Below are 16,268 nucleotides of genomic sequence, written 5' to 3' on the forward strand. Positions count from 1 at the left end.
CGGTTCGCTGATAGATCCGCGCCGAGAACCTGAGCATGAAAGTCACTAGCGCAACATCCCGTGTCCCACTGCGTCGCGCCATCACCGGGTCGATGCTGTTTCTGTTCATTCTCGGCGATGTGCTCGGCGCCGGTGTCTACGCACTGGCGGGCACCATTGCCGGGGAAGTGGGCGGCGCGATCTGGATTCCGCTGCTGATTGCCTTGTTCTTCGCGATGCTCACAGCAGGATCCTATGCCGAACTGGTGACGAAGTACCCGCACGCCGGAGCCGCTTCGGTCTTCGCCGAAAAGGCGTTCAAGTCGCCAGTGATTTCGTTTCTGGTCGGCTTTTGCATGCTGGCGGCAGCGGTCACCAGCGCAGCAGGCCTGTCCCTGGCGTTCGCCGGTGACTACCTTGCAGCGTTTATCAACGTTGCGCCTCACCTGGCCGCGTTGGCTTTTCTGGTGGTGATAGCGCTGCTGAATGCCCGGGGAATCAAGGAATCCCTCGGCGCAAATCTGCTCATGACCGTGGTCGAATTGTCCGGCCTGATTCTGGTGATCGTCGCCGCTGCCTGGTACTTCCAGACGGGTGAAGCGGACCTGGGACGCAGTCTTGAATTCAAGCCCGGGGTCAGCCCGACATTGGCGGTGCTGGGTGCAGCTCTGCTGGCTTTTTATTCCTTCGTGGGCTTCGAAACCTCAGCCAATCTGGCGGAGGAAATCGTCGACGTTCGCCGGGTTTATCCGCGCGCCTTGTTCGCCGCGCTGTTGACGGCGGGGGTCGTGTACATGGCAGTCGGCATTGCGGCGTCGGCCGTCCTGCCGATGGATAAACTGGTGCAGACTTCCGCCCCCTTGCTCGAAGTGGTTCGAGCGTCGGGGCTGAATATCCCGCCGCGTCTGTTTGCCTTCATCGCTCTGGTCGCTGTCGCCAACGGCGCATTGCTGACCATGATCATGGCGAGTCGACTGGCCTACGGAATGGCGCGTCTGGGGCTGCTGCCAAGTCCGTTGGCGAGAGTACTGCCCCAGCGGCAAACGCCTTGGGTCGCGATCATCGTGACCACCCTGGCGGCGATCGCATTGACGCTGACCGGAACACTCGCGACCCTGGCCGAGACCGTCGTGCTGCTGTTGCTTTTCGTGTTCCTCAGCACCAATGTCGCGGTGCTGGTGCTGCGCCGCGACACCGTTGAAGAAGCGCATTTTCGCGTGTTTACCTGGGTGCCGGTGCTGGCGATCGTTTCCTGCCTGTTATTGCTCAGTCAGCAGAGCATGGGAACCTGGTTGCGGGGCGGCGGATTGATGGTGATCGGCACGCTGCTGTACGCCTGTTCCCGCGTGGCTGTGCGGACCGCAGCCGAGCCCGGTCAAAAGGCCTGATGCCGTTCGGCAACCTGGCTCGCTTCGTCGCCCCAGGTGCGGTTGACCCGTTGGCCGCGGACCACTGCCGGCCGCTTGGCAATATCCTCCGCCCAGCGCTGCAAATGGGCGTATTCACTGGCTGAGAGAAACTCGGCCGCCGAGTAGACGTTGTTGCGCACCAGCTCGCCGTACCACGGCCAGACGGCGATGTCGGCGATGGAATAGCTGTCGCCGGCAAGATACGGGCTCTCACTCAGGCGCCGATCCAGCACATCCAGTTGCCGTTTGGCTTCCATGGTGAATCGATTGATCGCGTACTCGAATTTTTCCGGCGCATACGCATAAAAATGTCCAAATCCGCCGCCCAGATAAGGCGCGGCGCCCATCTGCCAGAACAGCCAGTTGAGGGTTTCCGTGCGTCCGGCGAGATCGGTCGGCAGCAACTCGCCGAATTTCTCCGCCAGGTACAGCAGGATGGCGCCGGACTCGAAGACGCGAATCGGCGGCTGCACGCTGTGATCCAGCAATGCCGGAATCTTTGAATTCGGATTGATCTCGACAAAACCGCTGGAGAACTGATCGCCCTCGCCGATGCGGATCAGCCAGGCGTCATATTCGGCACCGGCATGTCCCAGCGCGAGCAGCTCCTCGAGCAGGATGGTCACCTTCACGCCGTTGGGCGTCGCCAGCGAATAGAGCTGCAAGGGATGCTTGCCGACCGGCAGCGTTTTGTCGTGGGTCGGCCCGGCAGTGGGGCGATTGATGTTGGCGAACTGGCCACCGGATGGCGCGTCGTTCGACCAGATTTTTGGCGGGACATAGGGTGAATCAGTCACGGGAGGAACCTCACTAAACTGAAAAGGGAAAAGGGCGCGCATTCACATTAACTCGGGAGCGGCATTTTCTACATAACGTTTAACAGGTGAGACAAACATCAACGTCACCACTCCATGTTTGCAAATGAGAATACGTATCAAAAGCTAACACTTTGGGATACCATGCGCCGCGATTAATGGCACGTATGCCGTCCTGTCTGGCTCTTTTCTCAAGGTTTTCTCGATGCGTCGTACTCTGGTTTCGATTTGTGTGCTTCAGGCGTTTTCAGCACCAGCCTGGGCGGAGCAGGCAACAACCGCGACAAACAGTCTGGAATTGCAAGCGACCGACATCGTCGGAACGGCTGATTATGAAACGGCGCAAGGGCCCGTGAAGGGCTATCGGGCCACGCGCTCTGCCAGTGCGACGCGAACCGACACCTCCATCCATGAAACGCCGCAGTCCATCAGTGTCGTGACCAAGGACGCCGTAGAAGATATCGGCGCCACTCGCCTGCAGGACGCGCTGGATTATGCCGGCGGCGTGGGCCGGGCCAACAACTTCGGCGGCCAGGGGCTGACCACGTTTACCGTGCGCGGATTTACCACCGGCGAGTTCTATCGCAACGGTTTTCCGATCAATCGCGGTTACCCGAACATGCCGGACGCGAACACCATCGAGCGCCTGGAAGTGTTGCGCGGCCCGGCGACCACTCTGTACGGGCGCGGCGATCCCGGCGGTACGTTCAATGTGGTCTCCAAGCAGCCTCTGGGCGAACGCACGGTAACGCTGGGCAGCCAGCTCGACGATCAGGGCATGCGCCGCGGCACGCTGGATGCCTCCGGTCCGCTCGACGAGGAGGGCCGTTTGGCCTATCGCCTGAACGTGGTGGGAGAGGGCGGCGACACCTTTCGCGATCATGTCGAAACCGAACGCTACGGTGTGACCCCGGTTATTTCATGGCAGGCCAGCGACGCCACCAAGGTGATCTTCGAGGGCGACTTCATGCGCAACAATCACCCGCTGGATCGCGGCGTCACGCGTTATCCAAATCAGCTTGGCACCGCGTCCCGGGACACTTTCTTCGGTGAGAAAGACGCCGGCAAATTGCACAACGACAACAACATGGCGCAGTTGCGCTTCGAACATTTCCTGAGTGACAACTGGACCTTGGGCGGCGGCTTTCAGTGGCTGGATGGCAGCTTGCAAGGCAACGCCATCGAAGCCAACGGCATGACTGCGGACGGGCGCACGCTGGGACGCAATTTCAACTACCGCAAACTGGAATGGACGGACAAGGACACCCAACTGAACCTCACCGGGCGTTTCTCCACTGGCGGTTTCGATCACACCTTGTTGACCGGTATCGAGTACGAAGACTACGACTACAAGTCCATCATCCAGCGCTCCAGTGGTGCGGTCGGCGCTTACCCGATCGATATCTTCAATCCGGTTTATGGCCAGCCACGGCCGGCCTTGACCCGCACGCCGACCCACGACAAGGAAAACCTCAAGACGTACGCGGCCTTCGTTCAGGATCAAGTGGCATTGACCGAGCGCTTGAAGGTGCTGGCGGGCGCCCGTTTCGAACGCTTCGAGCATGATTATGAAACCTTCGTGCCGGGTGGCAGAAGCTGGCAGGCCAGCGACAATGCGGTGACGCCGCGCATTGGCGTGCTGTATGACCTCACCGACAGCGTGGCGATGTACGCCAACACCGCGCGCTCGTTCAAACCCAATACCGGGGCCAGTCGACAGGGTGGGGGCTTCGCGCCGGAGAAGGGCAAGTCCTATGAAATGGGGGGCAAGTGGCAGGCACTGGAGGGTCAATTGAGCGTGGATGCCGCGATCTATCAGATTGAAAAACGTAACGTGCTGACCACCGACCCCGTGGACTCGACGTTCAGCGTGGCAGCGGGCGAGGTGCGCAGCCGTGGCTTTGATCTGAATGTGGCAGGCAATCTGACCCCGGAATGGAGGATGATCGGCGGTTACGCCTATGTCGACGCCGAGGTCACCCAGGACAGCGTCCTGCAGTCGGGCACCCGGTTGATGAACATTCCCAGGAACAGCTTCAGCCTGCTCAACGTCTATGAGTTTCAGGACGGTTATCTGAAAGGCCTGGGCCTTGGGGTGGGTGGCAAGTACGTCGATGAACGGGCGGGCCAGACCGCCAATACGGCGTTTTCAATGGGCAGTTACACCGTCATGGACGTGCTCGGCTTCTACAAGATCAACGACAACGTCAGGCTCAATCTTGATGTGAAAAACCTGTTCGATCGCGATTATCAGGAGGGTGCGTTCGGTAACGTCTACGCCTATCCAGGGGAGCCGAGGACGGTCCAGGTGGGCATTGCGTATACGTTGTAGATGACCGACAAGCGCACATTAACGCTTCAAACCTTCAACAGCGTCTGCACCTCTGGTGCAGACAGACCGCAATCGCCAGCAAGCCGGCTCCTGCAGGTGCGTTTGCTGGCTTGATGGCAACCTGGGCATGTTCATGCTCGGCCTGGCGTTCATGTCCGACGGCATCAGGGGTTACGCTGCTGTAGAAGCCGCTAAATCTTGTGGTGAATCTCCAGCATTTTGAATGTCACTTTTCCGCCTTCGCTCGGGTAGCCGGTGTTGTCCTGCACATACGCCCCCGCTTTGAAATACAGCGGTTTGGTCTTCCAGCTCGGGTCGACCGTGGCTCGCCAGTTGTAGCCCGCTGCGCTGATGCCCAACGCGCCTTTGGGGCTGATGTGGATCTGGTAGGAAAAGTTCTGGTTGAGCGGGACACCGGTTGCAATGGTGATGACCTGGCCCGTTTCATCTTCAGGATTCAGGCGCACCTTGGCAACAATGTTCCCCGTTAACGACTTCTCTTTGTACTGGTATTCCAGCTTCACCATCGGGCTGTTGCTGTCCTTGTTATGAATCTGGCCGATCACGATTTTGCCGGTGCTGGGTACTTGATTGACCGTCACACTCGCCCGCAGGATGTTATCCGCCGCTGAATACTGCCAATTGCGCAGCGACCCATCGCTAAAGGTTTCGCGCAGCTCGCTGCGTGGGTAAATGGCGTTGGCCGTTTTCGAGCCGGTCACCGGTGCCCAGAAGGACAGGGTGGTGGTATCGGCATTGAAATACTGGTCCGTGAACCCTTGCATCAGCCGAGGCGTTTCTATGGTGGCCGGCGGGCTGCCTTCAGGGATGCTTAAGTTCCAGGTGGCGAGGTCGATCATGGCGAGAGTCCTTCGGGCAGAGAATATTGCGGCCACAGTTTCCCCATCCGTGCTTTTTGCGCGGCGTCAATCAGGCATTCTGATGGGGTGATTCGTATGGCGGTTGATTGACGTCAAATGATCGTCAATGGCTCTACTGCAGGCTTTATGCCTAGAGAAGCGACCGCTGGTCGGTTTTAGCGTGGAGCTTGGAACCTATGGCTTTTGAAGTACTCTGCGGCTATCTGGCGCCGAGTCATGGCAGCCTATTTTTCCAGCCACTCGGAATGCGCCTGCGGAAAATGCTGTTGCATCCATTCAATGAAAACCTGCACCTGCGGCGCCAAATGCCGGCTTGGATAGACCACTGACACAGGACGAGGAGATGGCCGATAGGGTTTTAAAATCTCAACCAACGCGCGACTGGCAAGATGCTCGGCGACAGCGATGCCCGGCGCCTGGATGATTCCGAAAGCTGACACGCCACATTGAACGTAGGCATTTGACTCTGTAACCGTGATCGCCGCGTTACTGATAAACGCGCGGTCTTGATTTTTTACCGAGAAATGCCAAGGCAACGTCCTGTTGCTCTGACCGGACAAAAAGTTTACCCCGCGATGGGCAGCCAGTTCGTCGAGTGTCTCCGGTTCGCCGTGCCTGTGCAGGTACTCGGGCGCAGCGCACGTCACCATGGTTGCCATCGCGATGGGGCGCGCAATCAGGCTGGAGTCCGGTAACTCGCCTATACGCAGCGCGCAGTCGATGCCCTCACCAATCAAATCAACCGCCCGGTCGGTCACGCCCAATACTATATTGATGCCGGGGAAGTTCACGGTGAACTGCTTAAGGCTTTTGATGAATTCCGTTTGGGCGAAGGCGTTGGGGATGTCGACGCGAAGTCGACCCTCGAGAGTTGCTCCAGATCGGTCAAACATCGAGGTCGCGGCAGAAATATCCGCCAGTATTTCCTGCACCCGTTCATAGAATCGTTCGCCCTCAGTGGTGAGCGCTACTTTTCTCGTTGTGCGCTGGAAAAGGCGCACGCCCAATGACGTCTCCAGCTCCTGGATATAGCGAGTGACCTGCGGTCGCCCGATGTCCAGCGACTCGGCGGCTTTGGTGAAGCTCCCCAGTTCAGCGAGCCGGGCGAACAAACGCATCGATTGCAGCAATTCCATGACGCTTTCCCATAAACCCCGCCTGACTCACGGAGTTGAAAATGATTGTTACCCAAGAATAGAACAATCATGTCTTTTTTCACGCATTTATTGCGCCTCGCCAACAGCGAAAGATGGGCGCAACACAGAACCGATTCCGGTTTGAATCCATCAACGTGTTTTTGGAGAGTCACAATGAAAGCCTGGTTATTGAAAGATTTCGGCCTCGACAATCTGCAATTGGGGGAGGTGGCGACCCCGCAACCCAAGGTTGGCGAGCTGCTGGTCAAGGTAGGGGCGGTCTCGCTCAACTTCCGCGACAAGGCCATCGTCGATGGCATCTATGAACCGCATAAAGTGCCCAAGAACCTCATCCCGGTGAGTGACGCGGCCGGCACAGTGGTCGCGGTCGGCGACAGCGTCACGCGATTCAAAGTCGGTGATCGGGTCAACTCGCACTTGTACTCGCGTTGGCTGGACGGCGAGCCTGGCCCCGACGAGCCCGATCACTGCTTCGGCTCGCCGTTGCCGGGCGGCCTGGCCGAATACATGATCATCCACGAAGACAGCGCCGTGAGTGCGCCCGCCAACATGAGCGACGAAGAGGCCGCAACATTGCCCATTGCCGCGCTCACGGCCTGGTACTCGCTGGTCGACTTCGGCAAATCAAGCCGGGGCAAACGGTGTTGGTTCAGGGCACTGGCGGTGTGTCCATTTTTGCTGTGCAGATCGCTACCGCACTTGGCGCAAAGGTGATTGCAACGTCGAGCAACGATCAGAACTTGCAAACCGTCAAGACGTTGGGGGCCGCAGCGGGCATTAACTACAGAACAACGCCGGCCTGGGCGGACGAAGTACTGAAACTGACTGAAGGCAAAGGTGTGGATCTATTGCTCGATGTGGCCGGTGGCAGCGGCATTAATCAATCGGTTGCAGCGACCAAGGCATCCGGGCGCATTGCACAGATCGGCTTCTTGACCGGGCAGACCGTTGAACTCAATCTGATGCCACTCATCTTCCGTCAGACCACCCTTCGCGGTATCGCTGTAGCGCCGCGCTCATCTTTCGACCGCATGAACGTGTTCCTCAACGAGCACACTATTCGTCCCGTGATTGATCGGGTGTACTCGTTCGAGCAAGCACGTGAGGCTTACGAGCATCTTGCGAAGGGCGCATTCTGCAAGGTTGTGATAAAAATCGCTTGATGTTCAAGGGTGCGAACAGGGCGCCTGTTACTCGGTCTCCCGATGAACTCCAATGCCTGGCCTGAACGGCGTTCGATTCTGTTTGAAAGAATGTCGATATCAGGCCAGTCGGCGCTATTGAATTTATCGTGAATCAATATATCTCCGCATTTTCATGTGGCTACTATTAATTCGTTGAATGGGTTGGCTCATCAAAAGGGTGAAAATTATGAACAAGCTAATTATTTACTCCTTGCTTGGACTGTTCATGACGGGCTGTTCGTCTTCGGGTCATCAAGCTGCGGCCGACGCACATGCCGCCGCGCCGGCGAGCGCGAAACAACTCAACGCGAGCGAGATAAACTCTACGGTCATAGGTCGCCAGCATTCGAGTGTGACGTCTACTGGTTATCCTTTTTCCGAGACACTCAACCCTGACGGGACCGCAGTAATAAATATCTCCGGAGAGTCCACGCAGAAGGGCAATTGGGTCATCACCAAAGACGTTATCTGTGTGAGTTATCAGAAGTATGGCAAGGAGTGCAATAAGGTGCTTAGTGACGGAAACTCTTTCTGGTTTGTTGATAGCACCACCAACAAGACCAATAACAAGTTTTCCGTCAAATAGGGTGCCGACGAATTTTTAGTGCTGTCGAGATCAAATTGCAAGGTGAGTTATGAACATCAAGATTTGCAGTTGCCTGTTGCTCAGCCTCATCCTGTCGGGTTGCGCTTCGACAAGTGAGCAGAAAATAAAACCGGTTTCAGCCTCCGCAGTAGCGCTTGATGATGAACAAGTGCGCAAGACCTTGATCGGCAACAAGCTGAACAATATCGGGCGCACTGGCTTGCCCTATTCCTTGAGCTTCAATGGCGATGGAACGGAAATTTTCAGAATGTCGGGCAACCCACCCGAAACCGAGTATTGGACCGTCAAGGATGGGGTGATCTGTTTCACCGCGGCCAAGAGCCCCAAAGAATGTTATCGACTCAAAAAAGATCAGGATGACTACTGGCTGGTGCACCCCGACACGGGTGCGGTCCATTACCATTACACGCTGACGCCACAGTGATAATGGATTGCCTGGCTGTCTTGAGCGCCGCGCGAATCAGACGTTGGACGAGCTGATGGTGTCCTCCGCGGATTCTTCAGCCAGCTTCAACCGGTCAGCCTTGCTGATGTATCTGGACTTGCTGGCCGGTGCCAATTTGGCACTGGCTTTCTTGGCGTGTGCCTTCAATAACTGCTGTATTTTTTTGCGACGATTCATAGTGCGCTACCCGGTTTGTAAGCGCTTGCATGATATCAGCTCAAAGAGGTGCGCTGCCTCGCAAAAACTCGGCCATGCAGCAATCCCGACAGATATTCAGGGGCGTGAGGCCACCTCGTCCAGGTGATGCAGCAAACTCAGCGGGTCTTCATAAACCCTCAGCGCACCTGCTCGCTCCAGCTCACCACGGTCATAGCCACCGGAAAGCAAACCAATGCCGGTGGCTTTGCAGCGCCTTGCGGCCAGCATGTCCCACACGGCATCGCCGATGACCAGGCATTCTTCTATGGCGACATCCATTTTCCGTGCGGCTGCGAGGAAGAGGTCCGGGTCAGGTTTGCCGTATTTGACGTCATCGCGGGTAATGAGGTTGATGTCCTTGGCATCGAGCTTCAAGGCCTTGAGGTTGATGCTCGCGGTGTCGACACCTCCGCTGGTCGCAATGCACCACTGAACACCTTCCTCGGATAGCGTATCGAGTAGCTCCACGGCACCGGGCAGCGCGATGATCTGCCCTTGTAAGGCTTCATAGGCCTGCGCATGTTTGTCGCTCAGCCGCTTCGCTTGTTCGGCATTGATCGTCAGCCCGGTCTCGCGGGACAGGGTCTTGAGCATCAAGCCGCCGCTCATGCCGATTTTCCGATGAATGCGCCACATGGCGAGGGGAATATTTTCCGAATCGAGAGCTTCTTTCCAGGCCGCGACGTTTTGATAGACGCTGTCGGTCAGCGTGCCGTCGAGGTCAAATATGAATGAGGTTTGCGGTCGCATGCAGTACTCCAGTATTCAAATGTCATCCATGGCTATTTCCATTCCAGACAACCGAGCGGCCGGCCTACGGGATTGGCGCTCGTTCCAGGTCAGCAGGGCCGGGTTCGACCCGCGCTCCATCACCTTCAGATTCTTCGCGACTCACGCGCTCGTCATCGGTCAGGCCGACGTCTGTTTCATTCGATCCATCACGGTCGGACAGGTCGTTTGGCAGGAGGGTGCCTACCCCGAAGATAATCGCTGCCATGTAAACCTTCAGTCCCCTGCATGCTTGTCTGCAATCATGTTCAAAGCCTGCGAAGGCTCTATCCATCACTTTGTTGAAGTGATCCTTCACTGACACTGTGCTGTTATCCGGTTCCAATCTCGTCACTCCTCTGGTTTATGCGACCTCATATGAGGTCGCTGAACACACATCAGGCATCTTTGCCTTGCACGTAACCTGAGCCCAGGTCCGCGCCTGTCACCGGTTCACTGAGTGGGTCAGATGCCGTGCGAATTTTCATCGCTTCCAAAACAGATTCATCGTCTTGGGAAAGATTCACAGAAGCCGATCCGTCACCGCCATCGACGGCAGGCTCAGGGCTCTCGACATATTCCCACCCGGCACCCTCGTTCCAAGGGCCGCGAACATTGGGTTCGCCCGACATGTTGAAATATTTGTGGGTAAACGCCGGATCGCCAGGCAGCTTGCCTTGCGGGAAGTTCGGTTGAATGGAGTGCAGCGCTTTTTCAAATGACTTCTGGTGCGCGATTTCGCGCGTCATCAAGAAACCCAGTGCTTCTTTCACGCCGGGATCATCGGTCACGTTGATCAAACGTTCATAGAGAATTTTTGCCCGTGCTTCTGCGGCGATGTTTGAGCGAAAGTCTGCGGTAGGTTCGGAGATCGAGTCTACGTAAGCCGCTGTCCATGGAACGCCGGCGGAGTTGACCAGTGGCGCGCCTGCGCCGTACAGAAGACTGGTGATGTGCGAGTCGTTACCGGCGCCGTTGATTGCCCGGTACAGTTCACCTTCCTCTTGCACGCCTTCCGCCAGCTGGCCTTTGGCACCCCGGTTGAGCATCACGATGATCGAACCGACGATTTCCAGGTGGCTCAATTCTTCAGTGGCAATGTCCATCAACAGGTCCTTGCGACCCGGATCTTCTTCCGCCAATGCCTGGGTGAAATAGCGAGCTGCCGCGGCCAGTTCACCATTGGCACCGCCGAATTGCTCAAGCAGCAGGTTGGCCAGCCCCGGGTTGGGTTGTGCCACTCGCACGGTGTACTGAAGGCGTTTGTTATGTAAAAACATTGGGTCATTCCTCATGCAGGCTAAAAGCGCATTCACCACTTCGGGCGTTAGCGCGTGCATGAGTTGTGAGAGGCAGAAACCGGGGGAATTTCGTTTTTTACCGCCACGCGAGACGGACGGTATCAGTTCAATAGTTCAAGTAATTTACGCGGGGCTGGCGATCACGAGCCGACCGTTTGATCGACCGTTACTGCAGACACGCTTAGTGTCTGCAGCGAGGCCATGCTGCGTATTAATGACTCAAAATTTGTATTTGGCGGTCAGCATGTAGCTGCGTGGAGTGCCGTAGTTATCGGTCGAGCCCCAGGTGGTGTTGTAGCCGATCGAGGAGTAGTAGACCCGGTCGAACACATTGTTGGCGTTCACTTGCAGGTCGAGGTGTTGGTTGACTTCGTAGCCTGCCATCAAATCAGTAATGGCGTAGCTGCCTTGCTGGAGACGATAGCTACCTGCGGTGAGCGGCACGTCGTTGTACATGCGGCTCTGCCAATAGACGTTGCCGCCGACGCGGAATTTCTCCAGCGGACCCTGCAGGCGATACATCGTCGAGACCTTGAACAGGTGCTCAGGCGTGTCGGTGTCGAAACGCTGATTCTCGTTTTCCGGGTTCTCGTCCTTGATGTAATGGGCGCGGGTGTAGGTGTAGCCGGCACCCACTTGCCAGTTTTCGGTGAGCGCGCCTTGCAGTTCCAGGTCCAGGCCCTGGCTGCGGACTTTGCCGGAGGTCTCGTAGCAGGTCATGACCGGGCAACCGAGTTGGCTGTCCGCCAGCGAGGCACGGTTTTTCTGGTCGATCTGGAACACCGCGAGGCTGGCGTTGAGGGCGCCGTCGAAGTACTCGCCCTTGATGCCGACTTCATAATTCTCGCCAACAATCGGTTCCAGCAGTTTGCCGGAGATGTCCTGCGAAGTTTGCGGGGTGAAGATATCGGTGTAGCTGGCGTAAACGGAGTGGTGGTCGTCCAGTTTGTAGATCAGGCCGGCGTAGCGCGTCAGGTTGCGGGTGACCTTGTAATCGCCGTCGCCGGAGCGGTCGTCGTAGTCGTACCAGTCCAGGCGACTGCCGAGGATCAGCGTCAGCGGATCGGCCAGACTCAGACGGGTCGTCAGGTAAACGGCATCCTGGGTGGTGACATTATGGGTTTTGCCGTCACGGACAAAGTCCGGCTTCGGCGCACCGATCGGCCACGCGGTGGTGTACGGGCTGTACTCTTTGGTGGTGGCATCATAAGCGCGGTTGCTGGCGCCGACGACCACTTCGTGGGTGCGGCCGAAGGCTTCGACCGGGCCGCTCGCGTACACGTCCAAGGCGTTTTGTTTGTCAGTGTGATGCGATTGATAGGCCGTGGTTTCCAGCGGTCCGGCGTAGCGTGACTGGTAAGTGCCGGAGAACTCGCCGTCCAGTGTCGAAGCCGAGGCCGCTGCGTGCAGCTTCCAGTCGTTGTTGAGGCGATGCTCCACTTCACCGAACAACGTGTCGATCTGCAGCTTCTTGTTTTCCCAATCCGTGCCCGGGTAGGTGGAGCGGGGCAGGTCCAGGTGGTGGCCGTCGGTGCCAATCGGCAAGCCGCCCCAGAAATAGTTGGTCTGCTCGTTCTGGCGCGAAAAGCCCAAAGTCGCCGTTGTGCTGTCGCTCAGATCGGCTTCACCGATGGCGTAGAACAGGCCGTGATCGTTTTCTTCCTCGTCGCGAAAACTGTCGGCGCCTTGATAGGAACCCACTACACGACCGCGCAGCGTGCCGCTTTCGTTCAGTGGGCTCGACGCATCGAACACACCGCGATAATCATCCCAGCTGCCGGCGGCGCCCGTGAGGGTCACTTGCTGGTCTGCCGTGGGCCGTTTGCGCACCATGTTGATGGCGGCCGAAGGATTGCCGGCACCGGTCACCAGACCGGTTGCACCGCGAATGATTTCGACGCGGTCGAACATTGCCAGGTTCGGCTGCACCGCCATCGAGTAGGGCTGGTACGAACTGGGCAGTCCGTCGTACATGATGTTGTCGATGTCAAAACCGCGCGAACTGTAAGTCTGCCGCCCCGGTCCGCTTGCCTGGCTGAGGAACAGCCCCGGCGTGGCCCTCACCACATCGTTGATGCTGGTCATCGCCTGATCGTCCATGCGCTGACGGGTAATCACGGTAACCGCTTGAGGTGTTTCGCGCATGGTCAACGGCAGCTTGGTAGCGGTCTGCATGGGACCGGTGGTGTAGGACCCGGTGTCTTCGGTGGTGCTGCCCAAGCCGGTGGCGCTGATTTCGGTCGCGCCCAGTTCCAGAGTGCTGGGTGGAGCGTCTGTAACGCCCGTCGCGGGCGGCGTCTCATCGGCTGAAGCCTGCGGAATGCTTGCCAGGCCGATGGCTAATGCCAACAGGCCGGGCGCGAAGTTGCAACGGCGATTTGTGGTGTGAAACGACATCAATCTGATTCCCCAAGCGATACCAAAACGAATCGAATGCAAGCGCATCTAATAATAATTCGCATTAGTGTCTCAGATCGTTACACCTGAAGAAAGATAGACCAGTCAGTTAGTTAACAAAATTTTCACACCGAATTCGGGTTGGCCCGCCGGATGATGTACTGCAGATAAGGCGTGACCGATTAGTCATAAGCCCTGCGGTAAGCGAAAATCCCGGGCGTGCCGCCGGTCATGATGAACAGGATATTCGACCCGGCCTTATAGTCACCTCGTGCCACCGAGGCGAGCAATCCGGCGAACGCTTTGCCTCCGTATACAGGATCGATCAACAAGCCTTCCTGCGTCGCCATGGTCCGTGTTGCGGCCAGCATCGCAGGGGTAGGCGAACCATACGAAGCGCCACGCTGTGAGCCATCGACGACGACAGCGCCGTCGTCGAGACGGGCGTCACTGCCCAGCAACTGCAAAACCTCACGGGTTTTCTCCAGGGTCGCGTCACGGGTTTGTTCTTCGCCGGCGAGTACCGAATAGCCCGATACACCGGTGGCGGAGCCGGCCATGGTCAGGCCCGCCAACAGCCCGGAATGGGTGCCGCTGCTGCCATTGGGCACGACGATTCGAGTGAAATCGAGTTCAAGCGCTGCTGCTTGGGACAAGACTTCGGCCGCGCAGGCGGCGTAACCCAGACAGCCAGCAGGGCTGGACCCGCCCAGAGGCATGAGGAACGGTTTTCGGCCTTGGCGTTGAAGGTGATCAACCAGTTCATCGGCGTACGCCGCTGGTGTGATGCCCTGGGGTAAATGGTGGACGGAGGCGCCAAAAATTGTGTTCAGGAGAACGTTGCCGTTGAGCCGGTAATCGTCGTCTTCGCGCACCGAAGAGGGCGTGAGGATCAGCACGCAACGCAGGCCGCAACGCGCAGCAACCGCGGCAGTGAGCCGGGCGTTGTTGGACTGCAGCCCGCCCCAGGTGATCAAGGTGTCGGCGCCTTCGATCAGCGCGCGACCGAGCAGGAATTCCAGCTTGCGCAGCTTGTTTCCGCCGCCTCCCAGCCCCGTGAGGTCATCACGTTTTACGTAGATGTTGCAACCGTTCATGGCGGCCATCGCGCTCAGTCGCGGTAGTTTCTGCAAGGGCGTGACACCTTCCAGCAACTGCATGTGCGGGAAATTCGACAGGGCTGATTGCAGAGCGTCAAGAGAGGGGGGCATCACGTTTACCTGCCAGATAAAAACGGTCACCGCAGCGCAAGGGGACGTGCTGCGGTGACCAAAAGGGAGCGCCGGGCTTCCAGCGGATTGGGCCCACTCTAGGCAAGCCCGGCGCTCCTATCTATGCACTCTCTGACAAAACAGTTGATACCTGATGTAACTGATGAATGAGCCGGGCGGCCTTTAGCTACGTGCCAAAAACCTTGGGCGAGAATCAACGCACCAGACAAGGTTGCTTGTTGTTGAAGCGCCAGCCTGGAATCAGGAACTGCATCGCCACGCTGTCGTCGCGGGCGCCGAGCCCCATGCCTTTGTACAACTCATGCGCCTTCGCCACGGCGTCCATGTCAATTTCTACGCCCAGACCGTGACGGGTCGGCACCTTGACGTAACCCCCTTCAATTTTCAGCGGGTCCTTGGTCAGGTGTTGACCGTCCTGCCAGATCCAGTGGGTGTCGATCGCGGTGATTTCACCCGGTGCAGCGGCTGCCACTTGGGTGAACATAGCCAGGGAAATATCGAAGTGGTTGTTGGAGTGAGAGCCCCAGGTCAGGCCCCATTCATGGCACATCTGCGCGACACGCACGGAGCCCTGCAGGGTCCAGAAATGCGGGTCGGCGAGCGGAATGTCGACCGAATGCAGCTGAATCGCATGACCCATTTCGCGCCAGTCGGTGGCGATCATGTTGGTCGCGGTCTTCAGCCCGGTGGCGCGGCGGAATTCAGCCATGACTTCGCGACCCGAATAGCCATTTTCCGCGCCACAGGGATCTTCCGCGTAGGCGAGCACGTGGTGCTGGTCACGGCACAAACGGATGGCTTCTTTGAGTGACCATGCACCATTCGGGTCGAGCGTAATGCGCGCATCGGGAAAGCGTTCGGCCAGTGCGGTGACGGCTTCGATCTCTGCATCGCCGCTGAGCACGCCGCCTTTGAGCTTGAAATCGTTGAAGCCATATTTGGCTTTTGCGGCTTCGGCGAGGCGCACCACGGCTTCAGCAGTCATGGCTTTCTCGTGACGCAGGCGGAACCAGTCGTCACTCGCATCCGCCTCGTTGCGATAGGCCAGATCAGTGACGTTGCGATCACCAATGTAGAACAGATAGCCGAGCATTTTCACCGCGTCGCGTTGCTGCCCTTCGCCCAACAGTGCAGCCACCGGTACTTCAAGGAATTGCCCCAGCAGATCGAGCAGGGCGGCCTCCATTGCGGTCACGGCATGGATGGTGATGCGCAAGTCGAAGGTCTGCAGGCCGCGACCGGCGGCGTCCCGCGAGGCGAACGTGGTGCGCATCTGGTTGAGGATGCGCTGGTACTGACCAATTGGCTGGCCGATCACCAGCCCGCGCGCGTCTTCGAGGGTTTCGCGAATCCGCTCGCCACCCGGGACTTCGCCCACGCCGGTATTGCCGGCACTGTCTTTGAGAATGACGATGTTGCGGGTGAAGAACGGCCCGTGGGCGCCGCTCAGGTTTAGCAGCATGCTGTCGTGACCGGCGACGGGGATGACTTGAAAACTGGTGATAACAGGTGACTTGGTGGTGTTGGCAGCGTGTTCAGCGTTCATGGCAAATTCCTGCAAAT

Annotated in this window: 14 protein-coding genes and 1 pseudogene; 5 read left to right on the plus strand and 10 right to left on the minus strand. The window is 58.0% G+C overall.

Going from position 1 to position 16,268, the window contains the following annotated elements; all coding sequences use genetic code 11:
- Positions 1-35: 35 nt before the first annotated feature.
- Positions 36-1,367, plus strand: coding sequence for an APC family permease (locus F8N12_RS01845; protein ID WP_224787658.1), 1,332 nt, complete (start codon positions 36-38; stop codon positions 1,365-1,367).
- Here the strand turns inward: F8N12_RS01845 and yghU are convergent.
- Positions 1,355-2,185 carry a glutathione-dependent disulfide-bond oxidoreductase gene (gene yghU, locus F8N12_RS01850; RefSeq protein WP_150578896.1) on the minus strand — a complete coding sequence of 277 codons (831 nt, stop codon included), beginning with the start codon at positions 2,183-2,185 and terminating at the stop codon, positions 1,355-1,357. The genes F8N12_RS01845 and yghU overlap by 13 nt on opposite strands.
- A gap of 223 nt (positions 2,186-2,408) precedes the next feature.
- Between yghU and F8N12_RS01855 the strand changes: the two genes are divergently transcribed.
- The gene (locus F8N12_RS01855) at positions 2,409-4,535 is read left to right on the plus strand and encodes a TonB-dependent siderophore receptor (protein ID WP_150578897.1); all 2,127 of its coding nucleotides are present in this window, start codon (positions 2,409-2,411) and stop codon (positions 4,533-4,535) included.
- Positions 4,536-4,726: 191 nt separating this feature from the next.
- On the opposite strand, the gene F8N12_RS01860 is transcribed toward F8N12_RS01855, so the two are convergent.
- Positions 4,727-5,395, minus strand: coding sequence for a polysaccharide lyase family 7 protein (locus tag F8N12_RS01860; RefSeq protein ID WP_150578898.1), 669 nt, complete (start codon positions 5,393-5,395; stop codon positions 4,727-4,729).
- A 245-nt stretch (positions 5,396-5,640) separates the two neighbouring features.
- The gene (locus F8N12_RS01865) at positions 5,641-6,552 is read right to left on the minus strand and encodes a LysR family transcriptional regulator (protein WP_150578899.1); all 912 of its coding nucleotides are present in this window, start codon (positions 6,550-6,552) and stop codon (positions 5,641-5,643) included.
- 174 nt (positions 6,553-6,726) lie between these two features.
- On the opposite strand from F8N12_RS01865, the pseudogene F8N12_RS01870 reads away from it, so the two are divergent.
- The 3 genes and pseudogenes from F8N12_RS01870 (at position 6,727) to F8N12_RS01880 (ending at position 8,788) form a co-directional block, all read left to right on the plus strand.
- Positions 6,727-7,736, plus strand: a pseudogene (locus tag F8N12_RS01870) (zinc-dependent alcohol dehydrogenase family protein).
- A 208-nt stretch (positions 7,737-7,944) separates the two neighbouring features.
- A complete protein-coding gene (locus F8N12_RS01875) occupies positions 7,945-8,343 on the plus strand; it encodes a hypothetical protein (protein ID WP_150578900.1) in 399 nt (132 codons plus the stop codon).
- Positions 8,344-8,392: 49 nt separating this feature from the next.
- Positions 8,393-8,788 carry a hypothetical protein gene (locus tag F8N12_RS01880; RefSeq protein WP_150578901.1) on the plus strand — a complete coding sequence of 132 codons (396 nt, stop codon included), beginning with the start codon at positions 8,393-8,395 and terminating at the stop codon, positions 8,786-8,788.
- A gap of 36 nt (positions 8,789-8,824) precedes the next feature.
- Here F8N12_RS01880 and F8N12_RS01885 read toward each other — a convergent pair whose 3' ends face one another.
- From F8N12_RS01885 to gudD, 7 genes are all read right to left on the minus strand, one after another.
- On the minus strand, positions 8,825-8,986 hold the full coding sequence (locus F8N12_RS01885) for a DUF2986 domain-containing protein (RefSeq protein WP_150578902.1): 162 nt from the start codon (positions 8,984-8,986) through the stop codon (positions 8,825-8,827).
- Between the two features lie 96 nt (positions 8,987-9,082).
- Positions 9,083-9,757: an HAD family hydrolase gene (locus tag F8N12_RS01890; protein WP_150578903.1), complete on the minus strand. Its 675-nt coding sequence runs from the start codon at positions 9,755-9,757 to the stop codon at positions 9,083-9,085.
- Between the two features lie 64 nt (positions 9,758-9,821).
- On the minus strand, positions 9,822-10,004 hold the full coding sequence (locus F8N12_RS01895; protein WP_150578904.1) for a hypothetical protein: 183 nt from the start codon (positions 10,002-10,004) through the stop codon (positions 9,822-9,824).
- 169 nt (positions 10,005-10,173) lie between these two features.
- Positions 10,174-11,055 (minus strand): manganese catalase family protein, encoded by an 882-nt coding sequence (locus F8N12_RS01900; protein ID WP_150578905.1) that lies wholly within the window; start codon positions 11,053-11,055, stop codon positions 10,174-10,176.
- 240 nt (positions 11,056-11,295) lie between these two features.
- Positions 11,296-13,473: a TonB-dependent siderophore receptor gene (locus tag F8N12_RS01905; protein ID WP_150578906.1), complete on the minus strand. Its 2,178-nt coding sequence runs from the start codon at positions 13,471-13,473 to the stop codon at positions 11,296-11,298.
- A gap of 182 nt (positions 13,474-13,655) precedes the next feature.
- A complete protein-coding gene (locus F8N12_RS01910; RefSeq protein ID WP_150578907.1) occupies positions 13,656-14,684 on the minus strand; it encodes a D-cysteine desulfhydrase family protein in 1,029 nt (342 codons plus the stop codon).
- Positions 14,685-14,898: 214 nt separating this feature from the next.
- Complete coding sequence (gene gudD, locus F8N12_RS01915) at positions 14,899-16,251, minus strand: glucarate dehydratase (RefSeq protein WP_150578908.1); 1,353 nt, start codon at positions 16,249-16,251, stop codon at positions 14,899-14,901.
- Positions 16,252-16,268 lie beyond the last annotated feature (17 nt).

This window comes from Pseudomonas fluorescens (assembly GCF_902497625.1).
Lineage (GTDB): Bacteria > Pseudomonadota > Gammaproteobacteria > Pseudomonadales > Pseudomonadaceae > Aquipseudomonas > Aquipseudomonas fluorescens_BQ.